General features: G+C 73.2%; 17 protein-coding genes. 6 read left to right on the forward strand and 11 right to left on the reverse strand.

The genetic code is table 11. The annotated features are described in order from the left end of the window. Nucleotides 1-28: 28 nt before the first annotated feature. Genes IPZ69_RS42545 through IPZ69_RS42555 form a run of 3 tightly spaced genes read right to left on the reverse strand, consistent with a single transcriptional unit; the run spans nucleotide 29 to nucleotide 2,132 of the window. Nucleotides 29-943, reverse strand: a complete 915-nt coding sequence (locus IPZ69_RS42545) for a phosphotriesterase family protein (protein WP_235460247.1) — start codon at nucleotides 941-943, stop codon at nucleotides 29-31. Next, a complete protein-coding gene (locus IPZ69_RS42550; protein WP_235460248.1) occupies nucleotides 940-1,524 on the reverse strand; it encodes a DUF4865 family protein in 585 nt (194 codons plus the stop codon). Before IPZ69_RS42550 ends, IPZ69_RS42545 begins: the two co-directional genes overlap by 4 nt. 35 nt (nucleotides 1,525-1,559) lie before the next feature. Next, a complete protein-coding gene (locus IPZ69_RS42555; RefSeq protein ID WP_235460249.1) occupies nucleotides 1,560-2,132 on the reverse strand; it encodes a TetR/AcrR family transcriptional regulator in 573 nt (190 codons plus the stop codon). A gap of 189 nt (nucleotides 2,133-2,321) precedes the next feature. On the opposite strand from IPZ69_RS42555, the gene IPZ69_RS42560 reads away from it, so the two are divergent. Genes IPZ69_RS42560 through IPZ69_RS42570 form a run of 3 tightly spaced genes read left to right on the forward strand, consistent with a single transcriptional unit; the run spans nucleotide 2,322 to nucleotide 5,913 of the window. Continuing rightward, nucleotides 2,322-2,609 carry an SHOCT domain-containing protein gene (locus IPZ69_RS42560; RefSeq protein WP_235460250.1) on the forward strand — a complete coding sequence of 96 codons (288 nt, stop codon included), beginning with the start codon at nucleotides 2,322-2,324 and terminating at the stop codon, nucleotides 2,607-2,609. Continuing rightward, nucleotides 2,606-3,355 carry an ABC transporter ATP-binding protein gene (locus IPZ69_RS42565; RefSeq protein ID WP_235460251.1) on the forward strand — a complete coding sequence of 250 codons (750 nt, stop codon included), beginning with the start codon at nucleotides 2,606-2,608 and terminating at the stop codon, nucleotides 3,353-3,355. Before IPZ69_RS42560 ends, IPZ69_RS42565 begins: the two co-directional genes overlap by 4 nt. After that, a complete protein-coding gene (locus IPZ69_RS42570) occupies nucleotides 3,352-5,913 on the forward strand; it encodes an ABC transporter permease (protein WP_235460252.1) in 2,562 nt (853 codons plus the stop codon). The genes IPZ69_RS42565 and IPZ69_RS42570 overlap by 4 nt, the downstream gene beginning before the upstream one ends. 50 nt (nucleotides 5,914-5,963) lie before the next feature. Here IPZ69_RS42570 and IPZ69_RS42575 read toward each other — a convergent pair whose 3' ends face one another. Both IPZ69_RS42575 and IPZ69_RS42580 read right to left on the reverse strand, forming a co-directional pair. Then, nucleotides 5,964-6,515: an ATP-binding protein gene (locus IPZ69_RS42575; protein WP_235460253.1), complete on the reverse strand. Its 552-nt coding sequence runs from the start codon at nucleotides 6,513-6,515 to the stop codon at nucleotides 5,964-5,966. 204 nt (nucleotides 6,516-6,719) lie between these two features. Next, complete coding sequence (locus IPZ69_RS42580) at nucleotides 6,720-7,043, reverse strand: hypothetical protein (protein WP_235460254.1); 324 nt, start codon at nucleotides 7,041-7,043, stop codon at nucleotides 6,720-6,722. A 356-nt stretch (nucleotides 7,044-7,399) separates the two neighbouring features. Between IPZ69_RS42580 and IPZ69_RS42585 the strand changes: the two genes are divergently transcribed. After that, nucleotides 7,400-8,524, forward strand: coding sequence for a PLP-dependent cysteine synthase family protein (locus tag IPZ69_RS42585; protein WP_308407602.1), 1,125 nt, complete (start codon nucleotides 7,400-7,402; stop codon nucleotides 8,522-8,524). Between the two features lie 15 nt (nucleotides 8,525-8,539). On the opposite strand, the gene IPZ69_RS42590 is transcribed toward IPZ69_RS42585, so the two are convergent. Beyond that, nucleotides 8,540-9,004: an SRPBCC family protein gene (locus IPZ69_RS42590; RefSeq protein ID WP_235460255.1), complete on the reverse strand. Its 465-nt coding sequence runs from the start codon at nucleotides 9,002-9,004 to the stop codon at nucleotides 8,540-8,542. Nucleotides 9,005-9,075: 71 nt separating this feature from the next. Further along, nucleotides 9,076-9,906, reverse strand: coding sequence for a DeoR/GlpR family DNA-binding transcription regulator (locus IPZ69_RS42595; RefSeq protein WP_235460256.1), 831 nt, complete (start codon nucleotides 9,904-9,906; stop codon nucleotides 9,076-9,078). A gap of 293 nt (nucleotides 9,907-10,199) precedes the next feature. On the opposite strand from IPZ69_RS42595, the gene IPZ69_RS42600 reads away from it, so the two are divergent. Continuing rightward, nucleotides 10,200-12,632, forward strand: coding sequence for a hypothetical protein (locus tag IPZ69_RS42600; protein ID WP_374295813.1), 2,433 nt, complete (start codon nucleotides 10,200-10,202; stop codon nucleotides 12,630-12,632). Between the two features lie 34 nt (nucleotides 12,633-12,666). Here the strand turns inward: IPZ69_RS42600 and IPZ69_RS42605 are convergent, their stop codons facing one another. The 4 genes from IPZ69_RS42605 to IPZ69_RS42620 all read right to left on the reverse strand — a co-directional run bounded on the left by IPZ69_RS42605 (nucleotide 12,667) and on the right by IPZ69_RS42620 (nucleotide 17,415). Beyond that, nucleotides 12,667-15,105, reverse strand: a complete 2,439-nt coding sequence (locus IPZ69_RS42605) for a right-handed parallel beta-helix repeat-containing protein (protein WP_235460257.1) — start codon at nucleotides 15,103-15,105, stop codon at nucleotides 12,667-12,669. Nucleotides 15,106-15,268: 163 nt separating this feature from the next. Continuing rightward, a complete protein-coding gene (locus IPZ69_RS42610; RefSeq protein ID WP_235460258.1) occupies nucleotides 15,269-15,874 on the reverse strand; it encodes an Rv1733c family protein in 606 nt (201 codons plus the stop codon). Between the two features lie 233 nt (nucleotides 15,875-16,107). After that, nucleotides 16,108-16,932: an MOSC domain-containing protein gene (locus IPZ69_RS42615; RefSeq protein WP_235460259.1), complete on the reverse strand. Its 825-nt coding sequence runs from the start codon at nucleotides 16,930-16,932 to the stop codon at nucleotides 16,108-16,110. A gap of 42 nt (nucleotides 16,933-16,974) precedes the next feature. Further along, nucleotides 16,975-17,415 carry a DUF6643 family protein gene (locus IPZ69_RS42620; protein WP_235460260.1) on the reverse strand — a complete coding sequence of 147 codons (441 nt, stop codon included), beginning with the start codon at nucleotides 17,413-17,415 and terminating at the stop codon, nucleotides 16,975-16,977. A gap of 299 nt (nucleotides 17,416-17,714) precedes the next feature. On the opposite strand from IPZ69_RS42620, the gene IPZ69_RS42625 reads away from it, so the two are divergent. After that, a partial coding sequence (locus IPZ69_RS42625) for a TerD family protein (RefSeq protein WP_235460263.1) occupies nucleotides 17,715-18,233 on the forward strand: 519 nt, incomplete at its 3' end.

Consider the following 18,233-nt stretch of genomic DNA (forward strand, 5'->3'; position numbering starts at 1 on the left):
AACCCGGTCCTCGGGATCCGGCCCTTGCCTACCGTCCGTCCCAGTCGACGGCGAAGGCCCGGGCCGGATTGTCCGTGAGGACGCGGTGCGTCAGCTCCGTGCCGAGGTCCCGTTCGAGGCGTGGCCGTACCCGGCGCAGCAGGTACGGCATCCCGGGCCCGCCGTCGACCGCGCGCGCCCCGGCGGCCACGGTGTCCCCGTCGAGCAGCAGCCGGTGCCCGAACCCGGCCTCGGCCAGCGCCCGTACGGCGTCCGGCATGCGCCAGTCGGTGGCGTGATGGGCGCGGGACGGGCCGTCGAAGGCCAGCCAGCAGCCCGTCTCGGCGGCCTGCCGGTGCACGACGAGGTCGGGCGAACGGTTGAGGTGGCCGAGGACGACCCGGTGCGGTGGCACGCCCAACTCGCCGCAGAGCAGGTCCAGTACGTCGAGCGCGCCCGTGCCCAGCTCCAGGTGCACGGCGATGGGCGCGCCCGTCGCGTGGTGGGCCTCGGCCGCGGCGGTCATCGTCCAGCGGGCGTGCGCGTCGAGGGCGTGGAACCCGCCGGCCACCTTGACGAGCCCGGCGCGGACCCCCGAGGTGCCGATGCCCTCGGTCAGCTCCGCGACGAACACGTCGGCCGGCTTCCCGCGCAGCCCGTCCAGCAACTCCGGTGCGTAGTGCGCCGCTTGGTGCAGCCCCGTCGCGCAGACGACGTGCACCCCGGCCGCCCGGGACAGCAGCGGCAGGTCGGCGGCCCGCCGGCCCATCCCGTACGGCGTCCACTGGACGACACTCGCGCCGCCCGCCGCGCGGAACGCCTCCAGTTCGGCCCGCGCGGCGGTCGCGTCGTTCAGCTCCTGGCCGGGCAACCGGGGGCTGTGGAGGAAGAGGTGGTCGTGCGCGTCGCACACGCCGAGCTCCTCGGGGCGTATGTCGCCGAGGACCGTGCGGACGGCGCTCACCACTGGCGCCCGCGCGGCAGCCGGTCCCGCCCGGGGGCCGACAGGTGCAGCACCTGGAACACATCGCCCTCGGCCTTCGGCACGTCGTGCTCCCAGAGCGAGAAGTGCACCAGTTCCCAGTGCCGGGTGTCCACGGCGGCCGCGGCCAGCACGGCACCGTCCGACGCGGCCAGCCGCTCCGTCTCGCGCACCGCGTCCTCCATCGGGCCGGACAGCTCCGGCCCCGCGGGCACCGGCACCCGCCGCCGCACCGCGAAGGCGGCCGGGGCGTCCGAGGCTCGCCCCTCCGCGTACGCCAGGCCCGACCACTGCCGTGCCTCGGGCCGCCCGAAGTCGTCGACCAGCCCCTGGAAGGCGCCTCCCCACAGGAAGCGGTTCATGCCCTCCATGGTGTTCCAGAGGTAGAACGGCGCGTACTGGTTGACGGGCGATCCGTGCACCCCGCGCTCGCGCACCAGATAGGCCTTGAGACCGAGCCCGCCCCAGTCGTCGAGCAGCTGCCCGACGCGGGCCACGCGGTCGCGGACGACGCCCATGTCGTAGTCGGCGGGGAGGGTCAACTCGTACTGCAGGGCGTGCATCTCGGAGGTCCTTCCTCGGGACGGACGGAAACCGCTCAGCGGGGTGCGAGAAGGGAGAGCAGACCCCGGACGCCCGCGTCGAAGGCGGCCGGTGAACCGGAGGCGCGGGCCAGCACGTAACCGCCCTGCACGGTGGCGAGGACGCTCGCGGCGATCTCCCCGCCGTCGAGGTGCGGCGCGAACTGCCCCTGTTCCTTGCCCTCTTCGACGATCTCGGCGATCCGGTCCCGGAGCCGGGTGATCGTCTCGTCGACCGGCGCGCGCAGTTCGTCGCTGGCGATCACGTCCGGGTCCATCGTCAGCCGGCCGACCGGGCAGCCCCGCAGCACCTCGCGCTCGCGCAGCAGATACGCCTCGATGCGCTCGTACGGCGTGCCCGGCCCGCCGAGTACTCCCTCGGCGGTGGCCCGCAGTTCCTCGGCCGTGCGCCGGATGGCCGCGAGGGCCAGGTCGGGCTTGCCCTTGAAGTGGTGGTACATGCTGCCCTGGCCGGCGCCCGCGCGCTCCAGGATGGCCTTGGGGCTGGTGCCCACGTACCCGCGCTCCCACAGCAGCTCGCGGGTGGACTCGATCAGTCGCTCCGAGGTGCTCACACCGTCACTGTACATACTAGTAGTTACAGACTCCACCCGATGAGCGGGAGCCCACGGGAGGAGCCGCACGGCACCCGCGTACTCCCCGTGGGGTACGGCCACTGCCGCTGGCCGTACGACGACCCGGACACCCTCCCCGGGACAGTCTCGATCCATCACCGAAGACGCTTCGGCAAGAGGCTTTCGCGGAGGAGATGAACCGAGATGCAGACCCTGGCGAACTGGGACGGCGGCCCCGGCCCGTGGATCCTGTTCTTCCCGTTGATCTGGGCGGCCGTCGTGGTCGGCGCCGTGACCGTCCTGCGCCGCACCGTGTGGCGCGGTCGCGGCGGACCGTGGCGGCCGGTGGACCCGCGCTCGGCGGGCGAGGCGCCGATCGCGGTCCTCGGCCGGCGCTTCGCCTCCGGCGAGATCGACGAGGACGAGTACTGGCGGCGGCTGTCCGTGCTGGAGGAGCACTTCGGCCGGCTGGGCAAGGGCGATGCCGCATGAGCACCGCGACCAGCGTACGGACCGCCGCCCGCGTCGAGAACGCCGTGAAGGTGTACGGCCGTGGCGACACGGCCGTACGCGCCCTGGACGGCGTGGACGTGGACTTCCCGGCCGGTCGCTTCACCGCGATCATGGGGCCCTCGGGCTCCGGCAAGTCCACCCTGATGCACTGTGCGGCCGGCCTCGACACGCTCACCTCGGGCGCCGCCTACATCGGCGACACCGACCTGGGCTCCCTGGACGACCGCCGCCTCACCCTGCTCCGCCGCGACCGGGTCGGCTTCGTCTTCCAGGCGTTCAACCTGGTGCCGACGCTGACCGTCGCGGAGAACATCACCCTGCCGCTGGACCTGGCGGGCGGCGGGGGAGACCGGGAGTGGGTCGACGCGCTCGTCGACGTGGTCGGGCTGCGCGACCGGCTCCGTCACCGCCCGTCCGAACTCTCCGGCGGCCAGCAGCAACGCGTCGCCGTGGCACGGGCGTTCGCCGGACGGCCGGACGTCGTCTTCGCCGACGAGCCGACCGGCAACCTCGACTCCCGCTCCGGCCAGGAGGTCCTCGGCCTCCTCGGCCGCGCCGTACGGCAGATGGACCGCACGGTCGTCATGGTCACCCACGACCCGGTCGCCGCCGCCCACGCCGACGAGGTCGTCTTCCTCGCGGACGGGCGCCTGGTCGACCGGATGCAGTCCCCGACCGCCGACGGCGTCCTGGACCGCATGAAGGCCTTCGAGGTGAGGTCGTGAACGCCCCCGTGCGTCTGAGCCTGTCCTCCCTGCGCGCCCACAGGCGGCGCTTCGCCGGCACCTTCCTCGCGGTGTTCCTCGGCGTCGCCTTCCTGGCCGGGACCCTGGTCATGGGCGACACGCTGCGGGCGAGCTTCGACTCGATGTTCGGCGAGGCGACCAGCGGCACGGACGCCGTGGTGCGCGGCGCCGACGCCATCACGACACCCGGCGAGGCCCAGGGCGTGCGCCGGCCCGTGGACACGGCCCTCGTACGGACCGTCGAGCGGGTACCCGGCGTCGCGGCCGCCGCCCCGAACATCCAGGGCGCGGGCCAACTGGTCGGCGCCGACGGCAAGCCCATCGGCGGCCAGGGCCCGCCCACCCTCGCCGGCAACTGGATCACCGACCCGCGGCTCAACCCCTACCGGCTCGCCGAGGGCCGCGCGCCCGTGCGGTCCGGCGAGGTCGTGATCAACCGCGGCACCGCGAAGAAGGGCGATCTGAAGATCGGCGACACGACGATCCTGCGCACCCCCGACCCCGTCCGGGTGACCGTCGTCGGCCTCGCGACCTTCGGCGGCGCGGACGGCATGGCCCAGGTGACCTTCACCGGTATGACGCAGGCCGACGCCGAGAAGTACCTCACCGCCCGGCCCGGCCAGGCGGCGAGCATCCAGGTGCGGGCCGGGCCCGGGGTGAGCCGGCGCGAGCTCGTGGACCGGCTGACGCCCGTCCTGCCCCAGGGCGTCGAGGCGATCACCGGTCAGGAGTCGGCGCAGGAGAACACCGACATGATCTCCAGCCAGTTCCTGACGATCTTCACGACCTTCCTGCTGGTGTTCTCCGGGGTCGCCCTGCTGGTCGCGACCTTCTCCATCCACAACACCTTCGCCATCGTCGTGGCCCAGCGCACCCGCGAGAACGCCCTGCTGCGCGCGCTCGGCGCCTCCCGCCGCCAGGTGACCGGGGCGACGCTGGTCGAGGCGAGCGCCGTGGCCCTGACCGCCTCCGCCGCCGGGCTCGCGGGCGGCGTCGGCATCGCCGCCGGACTGCAGGCCCTGTTCCCGGCCATCGGATTCCCCTTCCCCGAGGGCGACTTGGTGATCACGACGCTGTCGATGGTCCTTCCCCTCGCGGTCGGCATCGTGGTCTGCCTGGGCTCCGCCCTGCTGCCCGCCGTACGGGCCGGACGCACCGCGCCCCTGGCCGCGCTGCGCGAGACGGCCGTCGACTCCTCCGGCGCCTCCCGCCCCCGCGCCGTGGTGGGCGCGGTCCTCGCCGCCCTCGGGGTCGCGGCGGCCCTCACCGGCGTCCTCGTCTCACCGTCCGTCTGGCTGGCGGGACTCGGCGCCGTCCTCGCCCTGGCCGCCTTCGTGGTCCTCGGCCCGGTCGCCTCCGGCACGGCCGTACGGCTGCTCGGCGGCCCCCTCGACCGGCTGCGCGGGGTCACCGGCGGACTCGCCCGGCGCAACGCCCTGCGCAGCCCGAAGCGGACGGCCGCCACGGCGAGCGCGCTGATGATCGGCGTCGCCGTCGTGTCGCTGTTCACGGTCTTCGGTGCCTCGCTCAAGGCCACCATGGACCAGACCGTGTCGCGGTCCTTCGCGGGCGACGTCGCCGTCAGCACCCCGTCGTTCGGCGCGGGCGGCAGCGGGCTCAGCCCCCGGCTGGCGCCGGCGGTCCAGCGGCTGCCCGAGGTGGACACCGCCGTCGGACTCGGCCGCGGGGTCGCCGAAGTCGACGGCAAGGGGCGGGCGTTGACCGTCACCGACCCGGCCGCGCTGGCCCGCACCTTCGACCTCGGCACGGTCCGCGGCTCCCTGCGCGACCTCGGCGCCGACGGCATCGCCGTCACGCGGAAGGAGGCCGACCGGCAGGGTCTTGCCACCGGGGACACCGCCCGGCTCACTTTCACCGACGGCAGGACCCAGGACTTCACGGTCCGCGCGGTCTACGGCCGTTCCGAACTCGCCGGCGACTACGTCATCACCCGCGCGGCCTGGGCCCCGCACCGCACCCAGGACTCCGACAGCCTCGTCGCCGTGTCGTTCAAGGACGGCGTCGGCACGGCGGCCGGGAAGGCGGCGGTGGAGAAGGTGGCCGCCCGGTACGGCGACCCGCAGGTACAGACCCGCGACGAGTACGCGCAGTCCTCGGCCGGCGGGATCGACATGATGCTCACCCTCGTCTACGCGCTGCTCGCCCTCGCGGTGCTCATCGCCCTGCTCGGCATCGCCAACACGCTGACGCTGGCGATCCACGAGCGGACCCGGGAACTCGGCCTGCTGCGCGCCGTCGGCCAGACCCAGCCCCAGGTGCGGGCCATGGTCCGCTGGGAGTCGGTCCTGGTCGCCGCCTTCGGCACGGCCGGCGGTCTCGGCCTCGGAGCCTTCCTCGGCTGGGTGCTGGTGCGGGCCTCGGACGGCGCGAGCGACAGCGCCTTCGCCTTCGCGATCCCGCCCGCGCGGCTCGCGGTGGTCGCCCTGGTCGGCCTCGCGGCCGGGGCCCTGGCGGGCCTGCGCCCGGCGCGGCGGGCGGCCCGCCTGGACATCCTGCGGGCCATCGCCACCGAGTGACGTACCACCGTACGAGGCGTGTGCCGTACGGGAAGAAGGTCACCGCCCGGTCAGCCGGCAACGGCGGACCGGGCGGGAGCGTGTGCCGGAGCGCGGGCCGCGGGTGAGGCCTCCGCGAACACGGGCGCGGGCGCGGTTGTCTCCGCGGCCGCGCGGCGCGGCGGGCGGGCCGGCTGCTGCTTCGTCGAAGGGGGCGCGGGCAGGGTGAACCACACGACCTTGCCCGTATCGCCGTCCGGTCGTGCCCCCCAGCTCTCGCTCACCGCGGCCACCATCGCCAGGCCGCGGCCGCAGGTGGCCAGCGGTGCGATGTCCGCGGGGTCCACCGCCTCCGCCACGACCGGGAGGCGTGGATCGTGGTCGCGCACCGAGACCGTCAGCCGGTCCAGCTGCAGTTCTATCTCCACGATGCACGATTTGTCGGGCTGGGCATGTCGATGGACGTTGGTCAACAACTCCGTGACGCCGAGCGCGGCCCGGTCGATCAAGGAGTCCATATGCCAGTAGCGCAACTGCGCAGATACGATTCTGCGGACCTGGCCGATCCGCGACGGCAGGGCTTGGAGCTCCACCGTGCAGTGCCTGCTTGGATGACTGATCACGGCTGCGACTCCCCGATGTGAGGTCCGGACGAACCCGGAGGAACACGGAGAAACGAATCCAGCAGGGTGCCCCCGACCAAACGGCCGCCTGCTGCGGAAGCCGGCGGGCTGGTTCGCAGCGTTATCGCCGGTAAACCCAGAGTGACGTGAGACCAGCGTGACGCAGGACACACAGCCCCGCAACTCGCCGCTGTCCGGCGCCGCTCAGCCGCCGCGCCCCGCCGCCTTGCGCACCGCCTCGATGAACCGGCGCGCGGCCGGTGGCCCCGGCTCGCCCGGAGCGGGGTCGTGTTCACCGAGGGTCAGCAGGTACCGCTTGCCGTTGAGGTCGGCCAACGCCCGGTCGTCCGGGGCGAACCAGGGCTTCGAGGCACGGACCGCCTGCACCGGCGCGCTGTCGATCTCACTGCCGTAGCTCGTGAGCAACTCCAGCCTGCCGTCGCTGATCCGGACCTGTCCGGCCCGGGTGAGCGACCGCAGCCACTTCCCGATCTTCACGCCCGTCGCCGTGAACTCCGGCTCCGCCATCCTTCCCCGCCCCCTTGTGCGCGTCGGTCGTCGGACCGGGCGCCCGGGTGGGCCGTGGTCCGGCGTGATCCAGCGTGTCGTGATCCAGTGTGTGCCCCCGTTCGGGACGTTCGTCCCGTCCCGGTGCAGTCTGCCCGCGCCCGGCGTGCGGCACCAGTGCACAGGAGGTACCGGCCGGATGTGCCCGGAGCACTCCGCGCAATGCGCCCCCCCGGGCGCTCCCATGCTGCTCCCCAGGGGTGCCTTTGAGTCGCTCAAAGGTGTGTTTATGCAGGTGAGAAGCGTGCGGAAGGTGTTTATGATCGGTGCGTCGGCCGCGCCAGGCGCCGTCGGCGCGAAGCGTAAGGAGTCCCGCCGTGAGCACCACCCCACAGACCCGGACCGGCGCCACCCTCGACGTCGACCACAGTGATGCCGCGTACCGCAGCTGGCTGAAAGAGGCCGTCCGGAAGGTACAGGCGGACGCGAACCGCTCGGCCGACACGCACCTGCTGCGCTTCCCCCTGCCGGAGCAGTGGGGCATCGACCTGTACCTGAAGGACGAGTCGACCCATCCGACCGGAAGCCTCAAACACCGGCTCGCGCGCTCGCTGTTCCTCTACGGCCTGTGCAATGGCTGGATCAGGCCGGACCGCCCGGTGATCGAGGCGTCCAGCGGTTCGACGGCCGTCTCCGAGGCGTACTTCGCCAAGCTGATCGGCGTGCCCTTCATCGCGGTCATGCCGCGCACGACCAGCGCCGAGAAGTGCCGCCTCATCGAATTCCATGGCGGACAGTGCCACTTCGTGGACGACTCACGGAAGATGTACGAGGAGTCGGCCCGCCTCGCGGTGGAGACCGGCGGCCACTACATGGACCAGTTCACCTACGCCGAACGGGCCACGGACTGGCGCGGCAACAACAACATCGCCGAATCGATCTTCCGCCAGCTGGAGTTGGAACGGTTCCCGGAGCCCGCGTGGATCGTCGCCACGGCGGGCACCGGCGGTACTTCGGCGACCCTCGCGCGTTACGTCCACTACATGCAGTACGACACCCGCATCTGCGTCGCCGACCCGGAGAACTCCTGTTTCTTCGAGGGCTGGACCACCGGCGATCCGGACGTCACCTGCGACTGCGGCTCCCGCATCGAGGGCATCGGCCGGCCGCGCATGGAACCGAGCTTCGTGCCCGGCGCCATCGACCGCATGATGAAGGTCCCCGACGCCGCCAGCGTCGCCGCCGTCCGCGCTCTGGAGGGGGCCATCGGCCGTAAGGCGGGCGGCTCGACCGGTACCGGTTTGTGGAGCGCCCTGAAGATCGTCGCCGAGATGGTGTCCGCGGGCCGCCGGGGCAGTGTCGTGACCCTGCTGTGCGACCCCGGGGACCGTTACCTCGACAAGTACTACTCCGACGCGTGGCTGGCGGAACAGGGCCTGGACATCGCGCCGTACACGGCCGCGATCGACTCGTTCCTGGCGACGGGCAGGTGGCCGGACTGACCGGTTCCCGGGGACTCAGGCGGCCAGGCGCCGGTCCAGGGCGGTGACCGCTCCGCGGAACGAGCGGCCCACGCCCGCACGGGCCAGGCGGAACACGAAGCGGAAAGCGGCGGTTCCGTCGACCGCGAACGTCATCTGCACCCGGGTGCCGGTGCCGGCCGGGGTGAGCCGCCACTCCTCGACCCAGGCCCGGGCGCCGGGCGCGTTGGTCACGTCCACGCGGTAGGCGTACACCTCGGGCGACTTGGCCGCCAGGATCGTCTCCTCGAACCGTGTGCCGCCCCGCAGCCGCACCTCGCGCCCGCCCTCGGCCGACCGGGCCGCGGCCACCGCCGAGAACCACTCGGGCCAGCCGGGCACGTCCTCGGCGAGCGCGTGAAAGACCGTGTCCGGAGCGGCCGCGATCTCCCGTGCGAACACCAGACGTACGGGCGCGGTCTCGACGAAGTCGAGCCCCACCGGACGCAGGCGGTGAGCCATGGACGACACCCCCTCGTGAAATCCCGGCAGCGAACGGGCCGTTGGGCCGGTTCACCCTAGCTGACGGGCCGTCAGATGTCTGTATCCTCTTCGGGCTCGCCCGCCACCACCAGCCGCCGCAGGTGCTCGGAGATCTCCGCCCGCGCCGCCGTCGGCATCCCCGCGTCGGTGACCAGCGTGTCGACCTGCTCCAGCGCGGCGAACGAACTCAGGCCCACCGTGCCCCACTTGGTGTGGTCGGCGACCACCACGACCCGCCGCGCCGACTGCACCAGCCGCCGGTTGGTCTCGGCCTCCGCGAGGTTCGGCGTCGACAGGCCGGCCTCCAGCGATATGCCGTGCACACCGAGGAACAGCAGGTCGAAGTGGAGCGCCGCGATCGCCTGGTCGGCCACCGGGCCCACGAGCGAGTCCGAGGGGGTGCGCACCCCGCCGGTCAGCACCACCGTGGCCGCGCCCTGCCGCTGTCCCGAGGTGCGCTGCGCCGCGTGGAAGACGTCCGCGACACGCACCGAGTTGGTGACCACGGTCAGGTCGGGCACTTCGAGCAGGTGGTGCGCCAGCGCGTAGGTCGTCGTACCGCCGGACAGGGCGATCGCGGTGCCGGGCGTGACCAACTCGGCGGCGACCCGCGCGATGTCCTCCTTGGCGCTCAGCTCCAGCCCCGACTTGGCCTCGAAGCCGGGCTCGTGGGTGCTGGCCTCGACGACCGGCACCGCACCGCCGTGCACCTTCTCCAGAACCCCCTGGCGGGCCAGCGCGTCCAGGTCGCGGCGCACGGTCATGTCCGACACGCCGAGCTTGCGGGTCAGCTCGTTGACCCGCACGCCGCCGCGGCGGCGGACCTCGTCCAGGATCAGGGCGCGGCGCTGCTCCGCGAGGAGGTTCTGATTCTCACTCACGTACGCTCCGGTCCTTTCGCCTCAAGCCGTCCGACTCGCCCCTCGCACCTGCTCCGACCAGGTTGTTCCGGCTGACCTTGGTGCGCGGGCGTCCCATCCTTTCACGGGAGGGTCCCGGTTGCGCCACTCTCCGCACCGACGCGCTCATGTCATCACGGCAACGCGCGTCCCATCGGATGTCACACGGATGGGGGAGATTCCGTGCGCGGAGGTGTACGGCACACCGGGAGCGGCGATCTCAAGCCCGCACGGACACACGCGGACCGGCGCCTCACGGGGGAAGTGCGAGAACAGTGGAGCGTGCGCAGGGACGAACCGCCAAGGGCGCGGTGAACGGCAGCGTCGTGCCGGCCGGCGAAGCCGGGACCGACCTGGAACTCCTGGTCCACGGGGTCGGCGGCACCACACCGGAACACATGCTCGGTGATCCGCGCACGGTGCGGATCACCGGCGACGACACGGCGGCCGTCTTCCGGCGCGCCGACGACGCCGACGCCGAGGCCCGACCGGGCGACCACCGGGACGGACCGGTGCCGGAGGCCTACGTCTGGTGCAACCTGACCTCCGGCAACGGCGCCCGCGCCCTGTGGCTGTTGCTGCTGCCCTTCATGGTCGTCAACCTCGCCCACTGGATGCGGCCCGTCGTGCGCGGGCGGGAGCGGACGGTGCGGTTCTACGGGCTGCTCGTGCGGCTCGCGGGGCTGACGCTCACGGTGCTGCTGGTGGCGGCGGCCTGCGAGGTCGCGCTGGATCTGGCGGCCTGGCAGTGCGCGGGCTCCGCCGCCTGCGCCCGCCGCCACTCCTGGCTGGGCTTCCTCTCGCCGTCCGTCTCCGGCGACGGCTGGTGGAGCCACCCCGGCCGCCGCCTCGCCCTCGCCGCCTTGATCCCCACCGCCCTCACCGCCCTCCTCTGGTACCTCTCGCACCGCACATGGACCGCGTACGAGTCGGAAAAGCCGATGGCACGGGACGAGGACGAGGAGGGGGAGGAGGGGGAGGAGCGGGAAGCGCGTGGGACGGGTGCGGCAGACGAGAGCGTCGGGGTCGGTGGTTCCGATGGTTCTCGTGGTGCTGGAGTCGACGAATCCGCGGGGCGCACCTCGCTCGGGCGGCCCGGATTCTGGTACGGGCGGCGGCTGGTGGCGCGGCTGCGGGGCGCGCACACCGCGGCGGGGCTGCTGACGGTCGCCGCGGCCGTGGCGACGCCGGCGGTGGTCTTCGACCGCCGGGCCGGCGGCCCCGCGGCGCTGGAGGCGGCGGGCTGGCTGCTGACCGTGGCCCTGTCGGCCTGGGCGGCCGCCGTGGTCTTCGTGGTGTGCCGACGGGGCCGCAGCGAGAACCGCCTCGACCAGGAGCTCGACGAGCACCTCGTACGACGGCTGCCGCTCGGCGCCCTCGTCCTGCTCGCCCTCACGTTCGTGTACGCCGGCTGGTCGCGCCCGGGCTGGCGGGCCACCGGACGGCTGCCGGGGGACGCCGCGTTCGGCAGCATCGCGCTGGCGCAGGGCGCCCTGGTCGTCGCCCTCGGCGTGGTCGCCCACGCACTGCACCGCCGCCGCCCCGACCGGCGCGCCGCGATGCGCGGCCTCGGCGGCCCCGCGGTGGCCCTGCTGGCCTGCGCGCTGGGCGGCGTGATGTCGGGCGGGGTCGCGCAGCGCGTGGCCGACTGGCTCGACGGCACCGGCGGCTCCATCGACGGCCCGCCCGTCCTCCTGACCTGGCAGGCCTCGGTGATCCCGCCCCTCCTCGCGGCCCTGCTGGCGCTGGCGGGCTGGCTGTCCTGGCGCACCTGGCTGCTCAGCCGCGCCGAACGCGGCGAGGTGGAGCTCGACCACGCCGGAGAGCCCGAGGACTTCGCGCGCACCCGCCGCATCGCCCGCACCCGGGCCATGGCCGCCCTCACCGACCGGGCGCCCCTCGTGGTCGCCGTCCTCTCCGCCGCCACCCTGCTGCTCGGCGCCGGAGCACTGGTGGGCGCCGAGGTGACAGAGAGGACGCCCGGTGAGGCCACGCGGCACACGTACGCCGTCGTCCAGGGCGCGGCCGAGACCTCGCAGAACCTGGGCTCCTGGCTGGTCGGACTCGGCTTCATACTCTTCGTCACCTGGGGCCGCCGCGCCTACAAGGACGCCTCCGCGCGCCGCACCATCGGCATCCTCTGGGACGTCGGCACCTTCTGGCCGCGCGCCGCCCACCCCTTCGCGCCGCCCTGCTACGCCGAGCGCGCGGTGCCGGACCTGACCTGGCGCATGGCGACCTGGACGCGGCGCACGGGCGGACGCCTGATCATCTCCGGCCACTCCCAGGGCAGCGTGCTCGCCGCCGCCGCGGCCTGGCAGCTGAGACCGTCCGACCGCGGGCGGGTCGGGCTCCTGACCTACGGCTCCCCGCTGGAGCGCCTGTACGGCCGCTGGTTCCCGGCCTACTTCGGCCCGGCCGCGCTCCGCGCTCTGCACCGCGAGGTCGCCTGCTGGCGCAACCTCTACCGCCTCACCGACCCGATCGGCGGACCGGTCCGCGTCCCCGGCGGGAGCGGCCCGGACGTGGACCACGAGCCGCTCAAGGACCCCCTCGCCTACGGCCGCACCGGCCGGCACCCGCTGCCCGCCCCGATCCTCGGCCACTCCGACTACCAGGCGGACCCGGCCTTCGCACAGGAACGGGAGCGGCTGCTGGCCCGGCTGCGCCCGGAACTGCCGGGCCAGCGACCGGGCCCGGCGGCCTAGCGCCCTTCCGGCAGGATCCGCCGGACAGGCACGGTCAGGGCAGCTCCGGCAGGTCCTCCGCGTACAGCAGGGTCAGGTCGTCCGTGCTCGGGTCGTCGACCTGGGCCACCCGGCTCGCGTGCCGTTCCACCATCGCCTCGAACGTCTGGCGTGCGGTGCGGCCGTTGCCGAAGGCCGGCCCCTTGGGGATCGCCGTGAAGTACTTCAACAGGGCCTCGGGCGCGCCCGGCGCCAGCCGGTACTCGTGCTCGTCGGACTGCTGCTCCACGATCCGCAGCAGCTCCTCGGGGCCGTAGTCGCTGAAGGTGATGGTCCGCGAGAAGCGGGACGCCACCCCGGGGTTGACGGACAGGAACCGCTCCATCTCCGCCGTGTATCCCGCGACGATCACCACGACCGCGTCCCGGTGGTCCTCCATCAGCTTCACCAGCGTGTCGATGGCCTCCTTGCCGAAGTCACGGCCCGCGTCCTCCGGTGACAGCGCGTACGCCTCGTCGATGAACAGCACACCGCCGCGGGCCCGTTCGAAGGCCTCCTGGGTACGGATCGCGGTGGAGCCGATGTGTTCGCCGACCAGGTCGACCCGGGACACCTCGACGAGATGGCCCTTCTCCAGCACGCCGAGGGAGGCGAGGATCTCGCCGTAGAGCCGGGCGACCGTCGTCTTGCCGGTGCCCGGGGAACCGGTGAAGACCAGATGGCGCTTGACCGAGGCCGCCTTCAGACCCGCCTGCTGCCGACGCCGGCCCACCTCGATCATGTCGGTGAGCGCCCGCACCTCGCGCTTGACGCTCTCCAGGCCGACCAGCGCGTCGAGTTCGCCGAGCACGGCCTTGGAGGTCCGGGCCGGCTCCGGCGCCGAAGCGGTGACGAGCGGTTCCTGCTCGGTGCTGCGCTGCCCGGGGATCGCGCCCAGCAGCCCGGCGGACTGCCCGGCCGTCTGCGTGATTGTCTCGCGGGCCGCCGGCGGCCTGACCCCGCCGCCGCTCTCGTCGCTGGTGCAGTCCTCGACGACCGGGCCCGTGCCGGACCCTGACTCCGCGCCGCCGTCCGCGAACTCGTAGCCCCCGCGCGCGCACCGCTCCGTACGGCACTTCTTCAACGTCGTACGGCAGCCGTCGATCACATGGAAGCCGTAGCCGCCGCTGTTCGTCACCCGGCAGCCCAGGAAGTTGCCGCGGCCCCCGGCCGACACGTAGAAGCCCGCCTCCGCAGGGGAGTCGACCGTGCAGCGCTCGATGGTGGGGTCGGCGCCCTTGGTGACGATCACGCCGGTCTGGGCGCCGTCCAGCGTGCAGTTGTTGAGGGTGCCGCCGCTGCCGTGGTCGCGGAACCACGCCCCGGTGGCCGCGTCCCGGATCCGGCAGTCGTCGAGCTGCGCCGTGGCGCCGTCGCTCACCGACACGGCCGTGTTGCGCACCTGGAACAGGTCGCTGTCGACGACGTCCGCGCGGGAGCCGCGGTCCAGCACGAACAGCGCGTCCGGTACGTCGTGCACCCGGCAGGAGTCGAGCACCGCCGTGGCGCCGTCGCTCACCCACACCGCGGGGTAGTCGCCCGTACTGTCGAAGATCTCGCACTGGTTGGCGTCCACGCGCGTGCCCGGGTCCCACACAGACAGGCCGTTGCGTCCGAACTGACGCACCGTCGTCCGGGTCAACGTGAGGACCGAGCGGGAGCGCAGGTCGACCGCGTTCTCCGGGATGTCGTGGATGCGGCAGTCGGCGAGCGTGAGCACGGCGTCCGTGTCGAGCGTGACGCCGTCGGCGGTGGTGCGGTGCACGTCGCAGTCGGTGAGGTGGGCGGTGGCCCGCGCGGTGGCCTGGATTCCGGAGCCGCGGACCTCGTAGATCTCGCAACCCACCGCTTCCAGCGCCGAGTTCTCGCCGGTGACCATCAGGCCCGTGCCGGAGGTGTGGTGCACCCGGCAGCGGTCCAGGCGGGGGTGCCCGCCGCCGCGCACCGCGACGCCCGACTGACCGGCCGCCACCACCTCGCAGTCCTCGAACACCCCGGCGCCGCCGTCGAGTACGGCGATGCCGATGCCGGCCGGGTTGTCCACGGTGCAGCGGCGCACGGTCGGGCGCGCTCCGCCGCGCACCTCGATGCCGGTGGCCGACCGGGTGACGATCCGGATGTCCGTCAGCTCCGGTGTGCCCTCCTCGACCAGGAGCGCGGGCGCCGCCGAGTCCTGGCCCTCGACGTGCAGGTCCTGCACCACGGCCGAGGCGCGCACGGTCAACGGGACCCCGTCCACCGGCGCGATGCGCACCGAGCCGGGCGAGCCCTCGGGCCCACGCAGCGTCACCGCCCGCTCGACGACGAGGTTTTCCCGGTAGGTGCCGGGGGCGATGGTGAGGACGTCGCCGTCGGCGGCTGCCTCCAGGGCGGCGGCGAGCGAAGCGTACTCACCCGTGCGGCGCCGCCACCGCGATGTGCCGGTGTGCGTCACCTGGACCGTGCCCTGTGCCATGGCGTTGCTGTGCCCCCACCTCGTCGTACTGATGGCGTGTGCGCCGTCGGGACGCTACAGCCGCACCCCTGCGGCTCGCTCCCGCGCGGGTCGATGCCGAAAGCCTCGGCCGGTCCACCGTAGCGTGCGGGCGGCCAGTGGGTTGACCAGAGGCGGAAGGCCGTCAGCTGCCGGTGCCGGCCTTGCCCCAGTCCGGGCCCGCGCGGTCCCAGGCCTGGTCCCAACGCGCGTACCGGCGGCGGACCATGCGCCACAGGATCAGCCTCCTGCCGCCCTCGACGGCCCCCGTGGTCAGCGCGGCCGCCCCGAACCCGGCGAGCACGGCGTGCGTCGCCGCCGTCGCGGCGTCCAGCGGCCGGGTGGTTATTCGGCCGTGGGCGTCCGTCCAGATTGCGAAGTGGTCGCCCTTGTGCGGGGACTTGAGGCCCGACATGACCGGGCCGTGCTGCCGGGTGCCGTCCGGCCCGGTCCAGTCGGCCAGGACACGGGTGCGGTACTCGTGGGCCGTGGACGTGTCGGGGTCGGGCTCCAGGCGGGCGCGCTCCAGCATGCGCACCACGGTGGCCGGGACCAGATGACGGGACTGCCGCTGGTCGCGCACGGACCGCTGGAGCGAGTCCTGCGCCCTGGCACCCACGAGCGACCCGATCACGGGGGCGGCCACCGCGATCAGCAGCAGCGCCACGAGGGCCACCCAGGCTTCGACCAGATCGGTCGTGCGGCGCAGCGGATTGCGCCGCCAGCGCCACAGGCCGCTGATGGTTCGCACCGTCCCGCACCCCCCTTCCCGCTCCCTGACACCCCCCTGAGGAGCCGCTCACCCGCGCGTCCGGTCGAAGAGAGAGCGACATCACCTCGCCCCCCCCGCGACCGGGACCCACCATGAACGTCCCACGACCCCCAACGACCGGGCCCCGGCCTCCGGTTCCCCGTGCGGCGCCCCGATCGGGGAATCGTCCTCGCCGACCCTCCCCGGGCACGGGACCGCCCGGTCCCGGAGTCCTAGCCGAGAATCCGGACCGGGTCTCCCACCCGGATCGTGCCGGTCGACAGGGGGACGAGGTTCTGGCCGAAGACGAGGCTGGTGCCGAACCGGCGGTGTCGCGCGAGCGTGCGCAGCGGCTCCTTGCCGCGCTCGGCGGTGGCCTGGTCGGTCGTGGTCACCACGCACCGCCCGCACATCTTGGCCACGCGGAAGGGCACGTCGCCGATGGCGACGCGGGACCAGTCGTCCTCGGCCCAGGCCGTCGTGCCGGTCACGACCACGTTCGGCCGGAAGCGGTTCATGGGCAGTGGGCCCTCATGGGCGCGGTCTCCCTGCGCTATCAGGGAGTTCAGGGCGTCCAGGGAGGCGGTGGTGGTGAGGAGCAGCGGAAAGCCGTCCGCGAAGCTCACGGTCTCGCCCGGCAGCGCGTAGTCCGGGTCGACCGGGCGGCGGGTGGCCGGGTCGTCCATGTGGACGAGGCGGACGTCCGCGTCCAGATAGTCGCCGCACCAGGCGTGCGCGGCCTCATCGGCCGGCGCGGCCTCCACCTTGGTGCCGAAGATGTTCACGGTCACCGTGCCCACCGGTTCCGGGACGGGCACGGCCAGTGGCGCCCGTCCGGGCGCGGAGAGCAGGATGCCGCCGCCGGGCACGAGCTCGGCGGCGGCCAGCGCGAGGCGCGGCTGTTCGCGCTGTGTGACGACCTTTCCCCCGTCGTCGATCAGTACCCAGCGCCGGTCTCCGGACAGCCCCCAGGGCTCCACCACGGCCTCCCGGGGCGAGGTGCCCCGGAATGCCTTGACCGGATGGACGTGGATCGACTGCAGCTCGGCGTTCCCCATGACGCCATCGTGCCAGGTGGCACCGACAGCGGGGGAGGCCGGTCAGTAGCCGCGGTACTGCTGCTGGTTGTTGTACGGGTCCTGGTACGGAGCCTGCATGGGCCGCGGGGCGGCGGGGCGCATCGCCTCGTAACCGGTGCCCGTCGCCATCGGGCGGGGCTGCTGGGCCTGCGGGCCGGGGTAGCCGCGGGGCGCGGTGGCCTGCTGGGGGATGTACGCGGCGGGCGCCTGCTGCAGCGGAGCCGGCTGCGGCGTCTGCGGGTAGCCGTAGGCGGGTGCGTGATGAGACGGACCCGCCGGGAGGGCGGGGAGTGCCGACGGCAGCGCGGGCAGGTTGCTGCCCGGCGTGTCGTATGCGGCGGGGACCCGGATCGGGGCGATCTGCGGGGTGCCCCGCTCGGCCACGAGCGAGTCGTAGATCGGAGTGTCCGGGAAGGAGGCGGAGTAGTAGCCGCCGCCATAAGTGGAGCGGGGGGAGGTCATGGCACATAAGTTAAGCCCACGATGTGCTGGTTGGGGAGACCGATAAGAGGGTTGTTTTCCGTGTCGGCAGTGACCGGGCATCCCCAATCCGAGCGAACTTGGCAAAAAAGGACGGCGATCAGCGTTCTGATCGTGTAAAGGCCGAGTTCCCGGGGGGTTACCAGGGGTTGGCCAGCGATCTTCCTGATCGGATCATGGGAGTTCGCCGGCCGCCGGGAATAGGTTGGACGGGTAGAGATGGCAATGAACGGCCGGGGTGCAGCCTGGCGCTGCGACACGTGATGGGGGCGTACATGTCAATGTCGAAGGGCTCGAATGCGCCGGTGCCCACAACGGCTCTGCGCGTCGAATTGGGATGGCGTTCGGGGCCCGGCGTCCCGGACGCGGACGCCTCGGCGCTGCTCCTCGCCGAGGGAAAGGTGCGCTCCGACGGCGACTTCGTCTTCTACAACCAGCCGTCGCACGCCTCCGGCGCGGTCCGGCACGAGGGCAAGCGGAACGCCGGAGGGCGGGTCACCGACTCGCTCCTCGTCGACCTCACGCGCGTGGAGGGCGCCGTGGAGCGGGTGGTCCTCGCGGCCTCCGCCGACGGCGGAACGTTCGGGCAGGTGCCGGACCTGTACATCGAGGTCCAGGACGCGGGCCGGGGCGGCGTGGTCGCCCGCTTCGACAGCGCCGGCGCCACGGTGGAAACGGCCTTCGTGCTCGGCGAGTTCTACCGCCGCCAGGGCAGCTGGAAGTTCCGCGCCGTGGGCCAGGGCTACAGCAGCGGCCTGGAGGGCCTGGCCACGGACTTCGGGATCACCGTGGACGAGCCG

The organism is Streptomyces olivochromogenes, from assembly GCF_021538895.1.
In the GTDB taxonomy this organism is placed as follows: domain Bacteria; phylum Actinomycetota; class Actinomycetes; order Streptomycetales; family Streptomycetaceae; genus Streptomyces; species Streptomyces olivochromogenes_A.